Source organism: Rhodococcus globerulus NBRC 14531, from assembly GCF_001894805.1.
Classification (GTDB): Bacteria; Actinomycetota; Actinomycetes; order Mycobacteriales; family Mycobacteriaceae; genus Rhodococcus_F; species Rhodococcus_F globerula.
The window spans coordinates 628,619-642,782 of sequence record NZ_BCWX01000003.1 but is presented as its reverse complement, the minus strand read 5'-3'; the positions used below and the strand labels follow the sequence as shown (position 1 = coordinate 642,782).

The window sequence follows — 14,164 nt, the reverse complement described above, 5'->3', positions numbered from 1 at the left end:
CCCTGTCAGTCGTCGGCGTGCAGCAGTCCTCGAACGAAGCCCGCTCCTCTGTCTTGCCGACGAATGTAACAGTTTGATCAAGGAAACCGCCACCGTTACACGTTCTTGACCAAACTATTTTTCGTCCGTCTGTCGACTCGCATCCAGTTCTGCCCGGAATGCCTCGTACCGCGCGCGGTGCGCGGGCCGGCGACGAATAATCGCCCACGCGATTCCGAGTGCGACAAACCAGATCGGAGTGACGAGCAGCGCCTGCAGGGTGTCGTCCTTGGTGGTCAGCGCCCACAAGATGAACACGAAGAAAGCCAGCACAACCCAGCACATCACGATGCCGCCTGGCATCTTGAACTTCGACGCCTCGTGCAGATGCGGGCGACGCTTCCGGTACACCAGGTAGCTCGCCAGGATGATCGTCCACACGAACATGAAGAGCAGTGCGGAGATTGTGGTCACAACGGTGAATGCCTCGATCACCGAGTCACCGGAGAACAGCAGGATCAACGACGCGAGCAGGAAGATGCACGAGAACATCAGGGCATTCGCGGGGACCTTGCGCGAGTTCAGCTTGCCGAGGGCCTTCGGTGCGTCGCCCTCCTGAGCCAGGCCGAACACCATGCGTGAGGTCGAGTAGATGCCCGAGTTCGCCGACGATGCCGCCGACGTCAGCACCACGAAGTTGATGACCGACGCCGCGATACCCAAGCCGGCGAGCGTGAACATCGCGACGAACGGACTCTTGTCCGCTTGGATCTCACGCCACGGCGTCACACAGATGATGACGGTCAGTGCGACCACGTAGAACAGCAGCACACGAATCGGGATGGAGTTGATGGCCTTCGGGAGGTTCTTCTCCGGATCCTTGGCCTCGGCCGCCGTCGTACCCACCAGTTCGATACCCACAAACGCAAACACTGCGATCTGGAAGCCCGCGACAAACCCCATGAAGCCGGTCGGGAACATGCCGCCGTCGTTCCAGAGATTGTCGACGCCGGAGGTGGCGCCGTTGGGCGCGGTGAACCCGGAGACGACCATCACGATGCCGACGATGATCAAGCTGACGATGGCGATGATCTTGATCAGCGCGAACCAGAACTCGGTTTCACCGAACGCCTTCACCGTCGGCAGATTGAGAAGGAGCAATGCAGCGATGGTCAGCAGCGCCGGAATCCATGCGGCCAACCCAGGCCACCAGTACTTGAAGTAGCCCGAGATCGCGATCACGTCCGCGATGCCGGTGACTATCCAGCAGAACCAATACGTCCAGCCGGTGAAGAATCCCGCCCACGGCCCCAGGAGATCAGCAGCGAAGTCGGAGAACGACTTGTAGGACATGTTGGAGAGCAGCAACTCCCCCATCGCCCGCATGACGAAGAAGAGCATGAAGCCGATAATCATGTACACGAAGATCACCGACGGCCCGGCCAGCGAGATCGTCTTGCCCGAACCCATGAACAGGCCGGTGCCGATGGCGCCGCCGATCGCGATCAGCTGGATGTGACGATTGGACAGCTGACGCGACAAGTGGGGGTCGTCACCCGCCGATTTGCTTCGGTCAACGTGGTTCACGTGGTCGGACACGGAGAATCCCCCTGGTCATTCGGCGCGGGCCGAGAGCGACGAACACTGCCCTTCGACACGAACTTCGGAAAATGTGCCCTCCCAAAGTACGCGCGCCCCGCCGCATAATGCGCATCGGAAACCCTGCGCCGATAACCTTGGTCGGTGAACACTGACAGCACCGACTCCCGAAACGGGCATATCGCCGCAACATTGTTCGACTTCTCGGGGACGCTCTTCCGGCTCGAGGAAGATTCCGACTGGGCCGAACATTTTGTCGATCACGCCGGCGAGCCGATGGACGTGCACGCTCAAACCGAGCTGATGCGCCGGATGACCGCTCCGGTCGGGCGAACCGTCGAGATGGACGAAGCGGGACTGTACGCGTGGGAGAACCGTGACCGGGATCCGAAGCTGCACCGTCAGGCTTACCTCGACGTGCTGAGCAAGTCCGGCATGCCAGATCTCGGTCGCGCCGAGGCGCTGTACGGGTTGCTCGTGGACCCGGATCGGTGGACTCCGTACCCGGATACCGGTGAGGTACTGAAGTCACTGTCGGAGAAGGGCATTCGCACCGCAGTCTTGAGCAACATCGCCTTCGACATCCGCCCGGCGTTTGTCGACCGCGGCTGGGACGTGTGGGTCGACGAGTTCGTGTTGTCCTTCGAGGTGGGTGCGGTCAAGCCCGAACCTGCCATATTCGAGCACGCACTTGCGCAACTCGACGTGGACGCGGCCCAGACCTTGATGATCGGAGACAGTGATGTCGCCGATGGCGCCGCACGCGATATCGGGTGCCAGTTCGCTCTCGTCGATCCACTGCCGACGTCCGAACGTCCGCATGCGCTACTCGACGCGGTGCGGAAGTTCGGGCTGATCTGAAAGAACTCAGCCGAACTGGGCGAGCGTGTGGATCTGTTCCCGCGTCGATGGATACAGCGTCAACCACGTTTGATACAAATCCTCGTACATCGCCCGGTTGGCTGCGTTCGGCACTACTTCGTGCGACAGAGTCGTCCAATCGGTATCCGGCGCAACAAGTCCGGTCCCGATCGCAGCCAACAGAGCGTCGCCGTAGCTGGCGCCGATGGTCTGAGTCGGAACCAACTGCGTGTGTCCGGTGATGTCGCTGATCGCCTGTGTCCAGACGCGACTCTTGACGCCACCTCCCACCGCGATCGTGCGCCGGACGGGTTCATCTGTGTCACCGAACATTTCGAGTATCTGGCGGATTCCGAAGGCAATACCTTCATAGGTGGCCCGAAACAGATGCCCCCGGCCGTGTCGCAATGACAGTCCGGCAACGACGCCTCTGGCTTTGGGGTCGAACACGGGAGTACGTTCGCCGGCGAAGTACGGCAGGATCAACAGCCCTTCGGCGCCGGCGGGCACGGCCGCGGCCTCGGCGAGCAACTGCTCGAATGGTGCATCGCCGGTGAGCTTGTGAAGCCACTCGATCAGACTTCCGGCAGTGGATGTTCCGGCAGCAAGTGCCAAGGTGTCCTTCTGAACGCCCGCGGTTGTCCACAGTGCCGGATTGCTCTGAAACTTCTCGAGTATCTGAACCAGGAACATCGTTGATCCGTACATCAACATGAGATCACCGGGATGACGGGCGCCCACACTGAATCCCTCGGAGAATGCGTCGACCGTTCCCGCGACAACGGGCGTCCCGACGGGCAGTCCGGTCTGCTCGGACGCATCAGCATGTACCAGTCCGACAACATCACTCGGCCATACCAATCGAGGGCATTCGAGATGGCCGAGAACACGATCCAGCCAATCGGATTTCCAGGTAAAGTCCCGAACCGAATAGAGCGGATCACACTGACTGGCCGTGTGATGATCCTGGATATACTCACCGGTCAGCTTTGCGGCGATGTACGAATTCGACCCGTACCACCGAGTCGCCGCGGCAAAAATCTCCGGTTCATGGATGCGCACCCACTCGATCTTCGGCCCGACGGCCTGACTCGAGAGAAGTTTGCCACCACAATCGAGTATTGCCTTTTCGCCGAATAATTCGGTCAGCGAGGCCACTTCTGCGGATGCTCGACTGTCGATTCCGTACAGAATGGCCGGACGAAGGGGTCGAAGTTCACTGTCGCACAACACAAGTGCCGGGCCAACACCGCTGACACAGACACCTGCAACGTTGGCAGATCTGGGAACTTGTGCCACAAGACGTTTGGAGATCGAACACACCTCGGACCACCACATCTTCTCGGCGTCCACCTCGGCCCACCCGGGCCTGGGCATCGAGATCTGATGGTCGATCTGCTCGGTTGCCAGGACCACGCCGTCCGGGGTGACCAAAACCCCTTTGCTGCTGGCCGTTCCCATGTCCATGCCTACCAACAAGTCCACGAAAGAACCCTAGCTGAGTTGGCCTCTACACACCCTCGGTGAGCTCGCGCAGCGATGCGTAACGTTCCCGAACCTGCGGCGCCGGTGCAGCCTCGAAGCGCCTCTCCTCCGGTTTTGTCCATACCGGTGGACGCTCGCCGCCGAGCAGCGTCCAGGCAGCTTGCCTGCATGCGCCTTCCGCAACATATTCACCAGGATCGGGTATCACAACCGGGACTCCGAGAATTGCCGGCGCAATCTCACAGAGAGCGCGAGACTTCGCTCCGCCTCCTACGAGGAGAACGCGCTTCACCTCGACGCCTTGACGAACCAAATCGTCGACGCCGTCGGCCAAGCCGCACAGGAGCCCTTCGACTGCGGCGCGCGCGAAATGCGCCGGCGTCGAATTTTGGAGCCGAAACCCGTGCATAGCCCCGGTCGCGTCGGGACGGTTGGGGGTTCGTTCACCCTCGAAGTACGGAATCATCACCAGGCCGTCACTCCCGAGCGGGGCGGACAATGCCAAACGAGACAGTTCGTCGTGATCGACGCCGAGAATGGACGCGGTCGCGTCGAGAATCCGGGCGCCGTTGAGTGTGCACACAAGCGGCAGGTGCAGTCCGGTGGCGTCGGCAAAACCGGCAACATTGCCACTCGAATCGTGCGTCGGCGTGGCCGAAACTGCAGACACGACACCGGACGTTCCGATCGAAATGACCACGTCACCGGGAATCGCCCCCAAACCCAGTGCGGCTGCGGCATTGTCACCAGTTCCGGGGCCGATGACCGCGCCGGATCGAGTGATACCGATCTTCTCGTTCGGCGCCGCAACCCGGGGAACCTGTGGTGTTCGATCTCGGAAAGCCAGCGACAGCAGGTCCATCCGGTACTCACGCGTCGCGGCCGCGAAGTACCCCGTTCCACTCGCGTCACCAGCGTCGGTGGCCAGCGCGTCGAGCGAGACGGCGCCGCCCAATTTCCAGGACAGCCAATCGTGTGGAAGACACACTGCTGCAGTACGATCCGCATTGCCGGGTTCGTGATCCGCCAGCCAGCGCAGCTTGCTCGCGGTGATTGCGGCTACCGGCACAACGCCCACGGCGTCGGCCCACGCCTGTGGACCGCCCAGCTCGTCGACAAGTTCGCTCGCAGCCTGCGCGGAACGAGTGTCGTTCCACAGCAACGCCGGTCGCACTACATCGCCGTCGCCGTCCAGACACACCATGCCGTGTTGCTGCGCGCCCACAGACACCGCGGCGACGTCGTTCAGTCCACCCGCAGCAGCAATCGCACTGTCCATGGCCTCCAACCACCGCGCCGGGTCGATCTCGGTGCCTGCAGGATGCGTCGCGCGTCCCTCCCGGACCAATTCACCCGAATCGGCATCACGGACAATGACCTTGCACGACTGAGTCGAGGAATCGATACCGGCTACGAGCGTCACAGCGCGTCCTCTCTGAAGGACCTTCAGCTCGCGACTGCGACCGCGGGCATTCGGTTGCTGCGCTTACGCAGCGATCGCACATATTCTGCGCGTTCGGTCTCCGTCATTCCACCCCAGATGCCGTAAGGCTCGTGAACAGCCAGCGCATGTTCGCGGCACTGCTGAAGAACCGGGCAGCTGGAGCAGATCTTCTTTGCGTTGAGTTCGCGGTTCTCGCGGGCATGCCCACGCTCACCGTCGGGGTGGAAGTACACGGCCGAGTCGTGCCCGCGGCACGCTCCTTGCATCTGCCAGTCCCACACTTCAGTTGTCGGATTCGGCATCGGAAGGTGCTTGTGCATGATGGCGACCTCAATTCTTGATTCTGTGGACTTGATTCAGCAATGAAGAAGGATGTGGGTGGCCTACTGGCCGATCAACTCGACGTCTCGCTGACGCAACCGGTGCGCACACACCGTTGCGAGTTCGCTCGCCACAGGGGGATCCAGTGCGGCGTTGCCGTTGTCGAGGATGTTCTTCAATCTCCGGAAGTACTCGTGGGGCTCCAGACCGAAGGTGACAAAGATGTCCTCGTCCGGTCCGCCGTCGAACTTCTGCCATTTACGCGCGAAGTCGACAATCTCGTTCTGCGTGTCGGTGCGACTCATCGGGTTCTCCCCTAGGTTCGTGCGCCCTCTGACCTCGTACTGCGACCCACCCGAGAACGCGGTGCCCAGTGAGTCAAGACACAGCCTATGCCCACTTCTGCTTTTTCACAATACCTACTTACGTCTCCAAAAGACTAAAGTAATAAATCTTTTGCATCCTGAAGTAACGCTGAGAGAATGCTTGAATAGAAGGTATGACCCGACCGCCCATCACTCCCGCCACAGCCGGCGAGGTGTTCTCGCTGATCCGCGCAGGTTCCGCGACCACACGAAGCGAAATCGGGAAACTCACGGGACTTTCCCGGACCGCGGTGTCTGCCCGGGTAAGCGCGCTGCAGTCGATCGGCCTGATCGCGGACGACGACGAAGGCCCATCGACAGGTGGCCGTCCGCCTGCCACCTTGACGTTCGACAAGTCCGCTGGATTGGTGCTGGTTGTCGCGATCGGCCGCTCGCGTGCGCAATTGGCCGTCACAGACCTGTCCGGCGCCATCCTCACCGCGGAAGACATCGACAAATCGGTGGGCGTCGGGCCCGACGAACTGATGCCTGAGATCGCCGATCACCTGACGTCATTGCTGGCCCGAATCGGCCGCCCGCCTTCCGAAGTCATCGGAGTCGGGCTCAGCATCCCCGGGACGGTCGACGTCGCAGCCGGAGCCAGTCTCGATTCACCGATGATGTCGGGCTGGGACGGTGTTGCCCTTGCTCCCTACCTTGCATCGGTCACAGACGCGCCGTTGTTCGCCGACAACGACGCCAACGTCATGGCACTCGCGGAACTCAGCGAAAGGCGTGAAAGCGCACCGAATCTACTCATGATCAAAGCCTCAACCGGCCTTGGCGCGGGCATCGTTCTCGGCGGTGTACTGCAACGGGGTTCACTCGGCGCCGCCGGCGAGATCGGGCACACCAAAACCGCTGCCGCCAAGGACATCCAATGCCGCTGCGGTGACGTGGGTTGCGTCGAAACCGTCGCCAGCGGTTGGGCTCTCGTGCATGCACTCGAAGCCCAGGGCCGGGACGTCGGCCACGTCCGCGACGTCGTTCGGCTGGCCCTCGACGGCGACGGCGAAGCACGCCGGCTGATCCGTACCAGCGGCCGCCTCATCGGCGACGTGATCTCCGGCGCCGTCAATCTCCTCAACCCGGAAGTGCTTGTCATCGGCGGCGACATGGCCGAAGCCGACGAACTCTTCCTAGCCGGACTTCGAGAATCGGTCTACGGCAACGCAACTGCACTCGCCACACGCTCACTGCACATCGTGTCCGTCAGCCACGGAGCACAATCGGGAATCCTCGGCTGCGCAGTCCTGGTACTCGACAATCTCCTCAGTCCGCGGGAAATCGACCTGAAGATTGCCGACGCCGCCCGCTGAGGTTCAGCGCCGCCCGAGCAGGTCCAATACTTCAGGCACCTGTCGGCTTCGCGCGGTATGGGTTGTGCCGCTACACTGACTACCGCAGCTACGACGCCCAAGGCCCCGCGCCAACCGGTCAAGTAGCGGCACCAGCCCAACCGGCAAGCGAAAACCGCAGTACAACAGGGTTTTCATGCTTTACGGATGAGCTCCCCGCCCTCGTAGCTCAGGGGATAGAGCATTCCTCTCCTAAAGGAAGGGTCGCAGGTTCGAATCCTGCCGAGGGCACATTTATGCCCTTTCATCCAGGTCATAACATGTGCGCGACCTGCAACTCCGCCTAACCCGAGATCTCAACGAGTTGAAACGACGCGAACTGATCATTCGCGATGGATCGAAATTCCGGGCAAACTACGGGATCATTCGAGCGTTCCTCCCTGCGGTCGCCAGAGTGGACGAGTAGTTCGGACTGCACGACAAAAAGCCCCATCCCGCGCCAGAGAGATGGGGCTTTTCGGTCGTGGCAGCCTTACCGGCGCGGCATAACGAGCAATTCTGGGCGGATCAACAAGGGGCGAATCTGGCGTGACCTGCCGAGCGGGTCAGCCCGCGTCAAATCAATCTGCGCTCTAACATTGGGCAGTGGACATACACAAGTACGAGGGTCAGCCTCGCATCTCCGGGCGTCAACTCTCGTACGTCGCCTTCGCAGTGATCGTCATCGCGTACCTGGCAATTATTCAGTTCGGCGGCCGCCTCATCGCGGGTTGGAGCAACGAGGACGACACACTAACCACCCGTGGAGTCATCTTCACGATGGTGATCCCCTTGGGACTCGCCCTCATCTTTACCTACGGCGTCATCGCAGCTCTGGGTTGGTGGCGTCCAGTGCTCAAGGATGACCGACCGGTGAACCGCTGGGTGTGGGTCGTTCCTGCCATCCTGCTCGTCGCGATCCTCGTGGGCATCGACTACAGCGCACTCGCAGAGAAAGGCTGGCTGTTTGTCCTTGTCCTACTAATTGCCACGCAATTCGTCGGCTGGGGCGAAGAAGGAATGTTCCGCGGCATCGGAGTGACCATGCTGCGCAACCACGGACTCCGCGAAGGCCAGGTAGCCCTGTGGTCCAGTCTCATCTTCGGCGCCGTCCACCTCTCCAACGTCTTCGGACACGGCGCTTCCGCTGTCCCACAAGCAATCATTGTCAGCCTCGCTGGATACTTCTTCTACCTCACACGCCGAGTTTCGGGCAGTAACGCCCTGAACTCCGTACTCCACGGACTTTTCGACTTTGCTCTCATCAGCGGCAGCATCATCCTGTTGGACCAAACGTCGTACGTGGGCGCCTTCGCGCCAATCCTGGCCTACCCCATCATCGCCATTGTCCTACTCGTCAAACGGCACAAGATCGAACCTTCACAACCCACCGACAATCAGACGATCGCATCCAGCACCTAGACAGATCCTTCCCTGACGCGGCGCACCGGATCCATACCGATTCGCTCCAGCGCGAGTTGTCCGTCTCCCTCGCCGCCTAAACTGCCTGCATTCAATTTTGAACCCGCGACAGGAAGGGTCGCAGGTTCAAATCCTGACGAGGGCACCAGATGGGATTCTCGTTTCACCCATTCCGGGCCGCATGTCATGCTGAAACCATGACGCCCTCAGCCGCCATGAGTACTCCCCCGAAGAACATGTCTTTGATCCCGGGCGGAACCTTCTGGATGGGTTCCGAGGACTTCTACCCGGAAGAACGCCCCGTTCACCAGGTGAGCGTCGACAGTTTCTGGATGGATACGACGGCCGTCACCGTGGCCGAGTTCCGACGATTCGTCAAAGCAACAGGACATGTCACGACGGCGGAGGTCGCGCCCGATCCGGCCGACTACCCCGATGCCGACCCGGCACTGCTGGTGCCTGGTTCTCTGGTCTTCCACTCACCGCCAGGACCGGTCTCCTTGGACGACTACACCCAGTGGTGGACCTTCACACCCGGCGCGGATTGGCGGCACCCGGAAGGCCCGAGCAGCAATGTCGGTGGTCGCGAGAAACATCCCGTGACACACGTGTCGTACTTCGACGCGCAGGCATATGCCCAGTGGGCCGGCAAGGAACTTCCCACCGAAGCGGAGTGGGAGTACGCGGCGCGCGGTGGCCTCGATCGCAAGGCTTACGTGTGGGGCGACGAGGACTCTCCTGGCGGAAAGCCCGGTGGCAACGTGTGGCAAGGCCAGTTCCCGTGGGAGAACCTGCTCGAAGACGGCTACGAACGCACCGCTCCCGTTGGAAAATTCCGCCCAAACGGCTACGGCCTCCTCGATATGGCCGGCAACGTCTGGGAATGGACAGCGGATCACTACACGTCCGACCACGCCCACAGCACCAAGAATCTGGCACCGGCCACCTCGTGCTGCATCCCTCGCAATCCGCGCGCCGAGCTTGCAACGGAAACCGTTGCGGGAGAATCCTATCCGCTGCGAGTTATCAAAGGTGGGTCACATCTGTGTGCACCCAACTACTGCCTGCGCTACCGGCCGGCCGCGCGGCAGAGCGAGTCCGAAGAGTCCTCGACCTGCCACGTCGGCTTCCGGTGCGTCGTGCGAATTCCGCAGGAGTAGATCAGAAGGGTGCGTCGCCGAGAATCGCGACGCGCTCCATGATCCGTCGATGCGGGAAATAGTCACTGGCCGCGTAGTGCTGCGTTGCCCGGTTATCCCAGAACGCAATGGAATTAGCTGCCCACTTGAAACGGCACTGGAAATCCGGAACCTTGACCTGCGCGAACAGCAGGTTGAGCAGGTCGTTGCCTTCCTGCGGATCCATGTCCGGAATATGCGTGGTGAAGAGGCTGTTCACAAACAGCGTTTTGCGGCCCGTCTCGGGGTGCTTGCGCACCATCGGATGCAGGACCGGCGGGTACTGCTCCTTCATCTTCTCGAGCTTTTCGGGCGACATGCTGCGGCCGAAGGACGGAACGAAGTCGTGGACCGCCTCGCGTCCGTCGATCAGCTCCTTGACCTCGTCAGGAAGGCAATCGAACGCGTTGCCCATGTCGGCCCACAGGGTGTCGCCACCGGCCGGCGGAACATCGATCGCACGCAGGACAGAGCCTAGCGGCGGTGTCTTCGTCCAGGTCACGTCGACGTGCCAGATGTTTTCGGTGCCTGGGCTGTCCTCGCCGCGTTCGAATCGAACCACGGCCGGAACTTCACCCTGTGGGAGCAGTGGGTGAACTTCGAGTTCGCCCCAATTGCTGGCAAAGTCACGGTGATTGAGACTCGAGATGTTCTGGTCGCGGAAGAACACAACCTTCCATTCGAGCAATGCACGACGAACGTCGTCGATCTGCTCGGCCGACGGATCACGCAGATCGATGTTGCTGATCTCAGCGCCGATGAACGGTGTGACCGGGGTGAGAGTGAAACGCTCGTACGGCATCGACTCGACACCTTCGGGATTACGACGCATCCCGCGAGGTCCGAATTCGATTGTGTGATTGCCGATTTGAACTGTACGAGACGACGTGAGTGCAGCCATGAAAATAGCTCCGTTTCGATTTACGTGTTGACTCGCGCGTCAGTGGACTGCGCGATCTTGCTTCGGGTTCGTGTGTGCTCACTCTGCGGAGCCAGCAGTGCCGCCACCATGAGGTCGACCAGATGGTCGACAGTTGTGTCGAAATCCGCCTTCACCACGGGATTTCCCTCTTCACGCCGCTGCTCGAAAACAGCAAGCGCGGCGACGGTCATGTTGGACATCAGGTCGATCCGCTCGACAGCGACACGACGCGAGAGGTGGTTCAGTGCCCGTGTCAGCCGCGAGACAACTTCGTTGTTCGCCTCGCTGACCTCACGGAACTCGACACTTTGTGTATCGACCGAGGGCGAGACCCTGGCGATGAACCGCGCATAGTTCGATCCGTCGGCAGTGGCAAGGAAATCTGCAAGAGGGTAAATGAACGCCTCGACCAAAGCTCGAACCGTATCCGTACGCCCACTCGAGTCGATGTCGTCGAGGTACGTCAGACGCGCAATGTTGATCTGACCCATCCGATACCGGAACACGGCCAGCACCAAGCCGTCCCGACCACCGAAGTGATACTGAACCGCAGAGTTGTTGCGTTGCCCCGCTGCTGCCGCGACATCGCGCATCGACACCTCGTGAATGCCACGTTCGGCAAACATGCGTTCTGCGACGGCGATCATTGCACTCTTGGCATCTGACGAGCTGGGCATGAGATGGAGCATATAAGTCAGTGCCTTAAAACTGCAACCCTAATTGCCGTCCGCCTTTATTAACCGCCGGGGGTTAACAAAGGCGCACAGCGGGGATCGAATCCCACTCAACGAGAACTTGCCATTGAATGCGACATCGGGAGTTACGCTGCAGATTAAGTCATCTACTTAATTCTCGGCCTCGATACAGCCAGGAGCCCGCTTGTGAATCGTCATTCCATCCCGATCATCCCCGAGACGCCGAACGTCGCCGCATCCGTCGACTACCGAGACCAGAAAGTGCCATTCACCCGGCCAGAGCCGATTCGCCCGCCGGCCGGGGCACCCAACGTTCTGCTCGTCATGATCGACGATGTCGGATTCGGCGCCCCCTCCGCTTTTGGTGGCCCGTGCCGTACCCCGACGGCTGAACGCCTGGCAGACACCGGCGTCAAGTACAGCCGATTCCACACGGCCGCACTGTGTTCACCAACCCGAGCTGCCACTCTGACAGGCCGCAATCATCACAGCGTCGGCATGGGTGTCATCTCCGAGATGGCAAACGCCGCACCCGGATACAACGGAACCCGGCCGGCCTCGGCGGCCACCGTTGCTCGCATTTTGCAGGGAAATGGTTACGCTACGGGCGCTTTCGGCAAGATGCACCAGACTCCGACCTGGGAGACCACAGCGGCGGGGCCGTTCGATCGTTGGCCGGTACGCGAAGGGTTCGACAAATTCTACGGCTTTCTGGGCGCCGAGTCCGACCAGTTCACACCGGTTCTCTACGAGGACTTCACGATGGTGGACCTGCCCAAGACACCGCAGGAGGGCTATCACCTCTCCGAGGATCTGGTCGATCACGCAATCGAGTGGGTCGAGGGCGTCAACACCATGGACCCGGACAAGCCGTGGTTCTGCTACCTCCCCTTCGGCGCGTGCCATGCGCCCCTTCAGGTTCCGGACAGTTACCTGAACAAGTACGTCGGCGAATTCGATCACGGGTGGGATCGCCAGCGAGAGATCACTCTCGAAAAGCAGAAGGAACTGGGCGTCGTTGGGCCAGATACCGTCCTGGCTCCGTGGGCACCGGGCGTTCCACACTGGGATGAGCTCGACGATGACCAGAAGAAGGTCTCGGCCCGGCTCATGGAGTTGTACGCCGCGTTCCTCGAGCACACCGACGACGAGGTCGGGCGACTGGTGGATCGCCTGCAGGACATGGACGTTCTGGACAACACCCTCGTCCTCTACATGATGGGTGACAACGGAGCCTCGGCCGAAGGCGGCATGGAGGGTTCGTTCAACTACCTAGCCGGGCTCAACGGCTACAAGACCGCGACCGCAGACGTGCTCGCCCGGTACGACGAACTGGGTACCGAAACCAGCTATCCGCACTACCCGGCTGCCTGGGCACTAGCGCTCGACACCCCGTACCAGTGGGCCAAGCAGGTTGCCTCTCACTACGGCGGAACCCGCAACGGGCTGATCGCGCACTGGCCCAAGGGAATCGAGAATCCCGGCATCCGTGAACAGTGGCACCATTGCGTCGACATCACCCCGACGATCCTCGAAGCTGCCGGCATCCCGGCTCCGACAAGCGTCGACGGTGTAACGCAGAAACCGATGGAGGGTGTAGCGATGAACTACACCTTCGATGATCCAGCGGCCGACGAGCGGCACACCACACAGTATTTCGAGATCTTCGGAAACCGCGGCATCTACGATCACGGTTGGACCGCAGTCACCGCGCACCGTGCCCCGTGGCTGATGGCAACGCACGGACTGGAACTGACGTCGCTGAGCGACGACAAGTGGGAGTTGTACGACACGACGGTCGATTGGTCGCAGGCCCGTGACCTCGCGGACGAACATCCTGAGATCCTCGCGCGACTCAAGGAAAAGTTCCTGGTCGAGGCCGCCAAGTACCAGGTGCTGCCGCTCGACGACCGTACCGTCGGACGGCATTCGACACCGGAATCACGTCCGCCGCATCCCATGATGGGCCGCAAGTCGCTGACGCTGTACCCGCATATGAACGGGCTGGTCGAGAAGGCAGCACCCAACTTCTTCAACCGCTCGTACGCGTTGACCGCCAACCTGGGCAGCGTCGCCGACGGCATGCTGGTCAGCCTCGGTGGCCGGTTCGGCGGATTCGCTCTGTACATCATCGATTCCGTCCCCGTGTACTGCTACAACTTCAGCGGTGGTGGCCGTACCTTCGTGCGCGCCGAGAAGCCCCTGTCCCCCGACGCCAAGGAAGTTTCGGTCAATTTCGACTACGACGGCGGTGGTATCGGCAAAGGCGGTCTCGCGACGGTGCGCGTCGACGGCGAGGTTGTCGCGGAGGGCAGGGTCGACAAGACCACCCGGGCGATCTTCAGCATGAACGAGCAGCTGGATATCGGAATCAACCGTGGCAGCCCGGTTTCCGAGGAATTCGCGGAGAAGGGCACGTTCCGCTACGGCGGCAAACTCAACAGCGTGACCATCGACTTGCTTCCGACGCGTGATGTTGTGTCCGCGCAGGAGCGCGAGAAGATTTCGCTGGCCGTGCACTAGGCCGCAGGGCAATTGTGCAGCCGCAGGGGTAAC

12 protein-coding genes and 1 tRNA gene are annotated in these 14,164 nt (G+C 61.2%); 6 read left to right on the top strand and 7 right to left on the bottom strand.

What is annotated here, in order from left to right; translation table 11 throughout:
• Positions 1 to 114: 114 nt before the first annotated feature.
• The gene (gene cycA, locus RG2_RS18280; protein WP_033234181.1) at positions 115 to 1,578 is read right to left on the bottom strand and encodes a D-serine/D-alanine/glycine transporter; all 1,464 of its coding nucleotides are present in this window, start codon (positions 1,576 to 1,578) and stop codon (positions 115 to 117) included.
• A 144-nt stretch (positions 1,579 to 1,722) separates the two neighbouring features.
• On the opposite strand from cycA, the gene RG2_RS18275 reads away from it, so the two are divergent.
• On the top strand, positions 1,723 to 2,439 hold the full coding sequence (locus RG2_RS18275) for an HAD family hydrolase (protein WP_033234180.1): 717 nt from the start codon (positions 1,723 to 1,725) through the stop codon (positions 2,437 to 2,439).
• Positions 2,440 to 2,445: 6 nt separating this feature from the next.
• Here RG2_RS18275 and RG2_RS18270 read toward each other — a convergent pair whose 3' ends face one another.
• The 4 genes from RG2_RS18270 to RG2_RS18255 form a co-directional block, all read right to left on the bottom strand.
• Positions 2,446 to 3,924, bottom strand: coding sequence for an FGGY-family carbohydrate kinase (locus RG2_RS18270; RefSeq protein ID WP_033234179.1), 1,479 nt, complete (start codon positions 3,922 to 3,924; stop codon positions 2,446 to 2,448).
• Between the two features lie 25 nt (positions 3,925 to 3,949).
• Complete coding sequence (gene xylB, locus RG2_RS18265; RefSeq protein ID WP_033234178.1) at positions 3,950 to 5,347, bottom strand: xylulokinase; 1,398 nt, start codon at positions 5,345 to 5,347, stop codon at positions 3,950 to 3,952.
• Positions 5,348 to 5,370: 23 nt separating this feature from the next.
• On the bottom strand, positions 5,371 to 5,688 hold the full coding sequence (locus RG2_RS18260) for a WhiB family transcriptional regulator (protein ID WP_033234177.1): 318 nt from the start codon (positions 5,686 to 5,688) through the stop codon (positions 5,371 to 5,373).
• Positions 5,689 to 5,751: 63 nt separating this feature from the next.
• A complete protein-coding gene (locus RG2_RS18255) occupies positions 5,752 to 5,994 on the bottom strand; it encodes a DUF3263 domain-containing protein (RefSeq protein WP_033234176.1) in 243 nt (80 codons plus the stop codon).
• A 194-nt stretch (positions 5,995 to 6,188) separates the two neighbouring features.
• On the opposite strand from RG2_RS18255, the gene RG2_RS18250 reads away from it, so the two are divergent.
• The 4 genes from RG2_RS18250 to RG2_RS18235 all read left to right on the top strand — a co-directional run bounded on the left by RG2_RS18250 (position 6,189) and on the right by RG2_RS18235 (position 9,973).
• Positions 6,189 to 7,373: an ROK family protein gene (locus RG2_RS18250; RefSeq protein ID WP_033234175.1), complete on the top strand. Its 1,185-nt coding sequence runs from the start codon at positions 6,189 to 6,191 to the stop codon at positions 7,371 to 7,373.
• A gap of 197 nt (positions 7,374 to 7,570) precedes the next feature.
• Positions 7,571 to 7,643: transfer RNA gene (locus RG2_RS18245), tRNA-Arg, on the top strand.
• 354 nt (positions 7,644 to 7,997) lie between these two features.
• The gene (locus RG2_RS18240; RefSeq protein ID WP_230590125.1) at positions 7,998 to 8,813 is read left to right on the top strand and encodes a CPBP family intramembrane glutamic endopeptidase; all 816 of its coding nucleotides are present in this window, start codon (positions 7,998 to 8,000) and stop codon (positions 8,811 to 8,813) included.
• A gap of 197 nt (positions 8,814 to 9,010) precedes the next feature.
• Positions 9,011 to 9,973, top strand: a complete 963-nt coding sequence (locus RG2_RS18235) for a formylglycine-generating enzyme family protein (protein ID WP_033234174.1) — start codon at positions 9,011 to 9,013, stop codon at positions 9,971 to 9,973.
• Position 9,974: 1 nt separating this feature from the next.
• Here RG2_RS18235 and RG2_RS18230 read toward each other — a convergent pair whose 3' ends face one another.
• Positions 9,975 to 10,892 carry a TauD/TfdA dioxygenase family protein gene (locus RG2_RS18230; RefSeq protein WP_033234173.1) on the bottom strand — a complete coding sequence of 306 codons (918 nt, stop codon included), beginning with the start codon at positions 10,890 to 10,892 and terminating at the stop codon, positions 9,975 to 9,977.
• 20 nt (positions 10,893 to 10,912) lie between these two features.
• Entirely contained in the window at positions 10,913 to 11,590 is a 678-nt protein-coding gene (locus RG2_RS18225) for a TetR family transcriptional regulator (protein WP_033234383.1), read from the bottom strand.
• 204 nt (positions 11,591 to 11,794) lie between these two features.
• On the opposite strand from RG2_RS18225, the gene RG2_RS18220 reads away from it, so the two are divergent.
• A complete protein-coding gene (locus RG2_RS18220) occupies positions 11,795 to 14,131 on the top strand; it encodes an arylsulfatase (RefSeq protein ID WP_033234172.1) in 2,337 nt (778 codons plus the stop codon).
• Positions 14,132 to 14,164 lie beyond the last annotated feature (33 nt).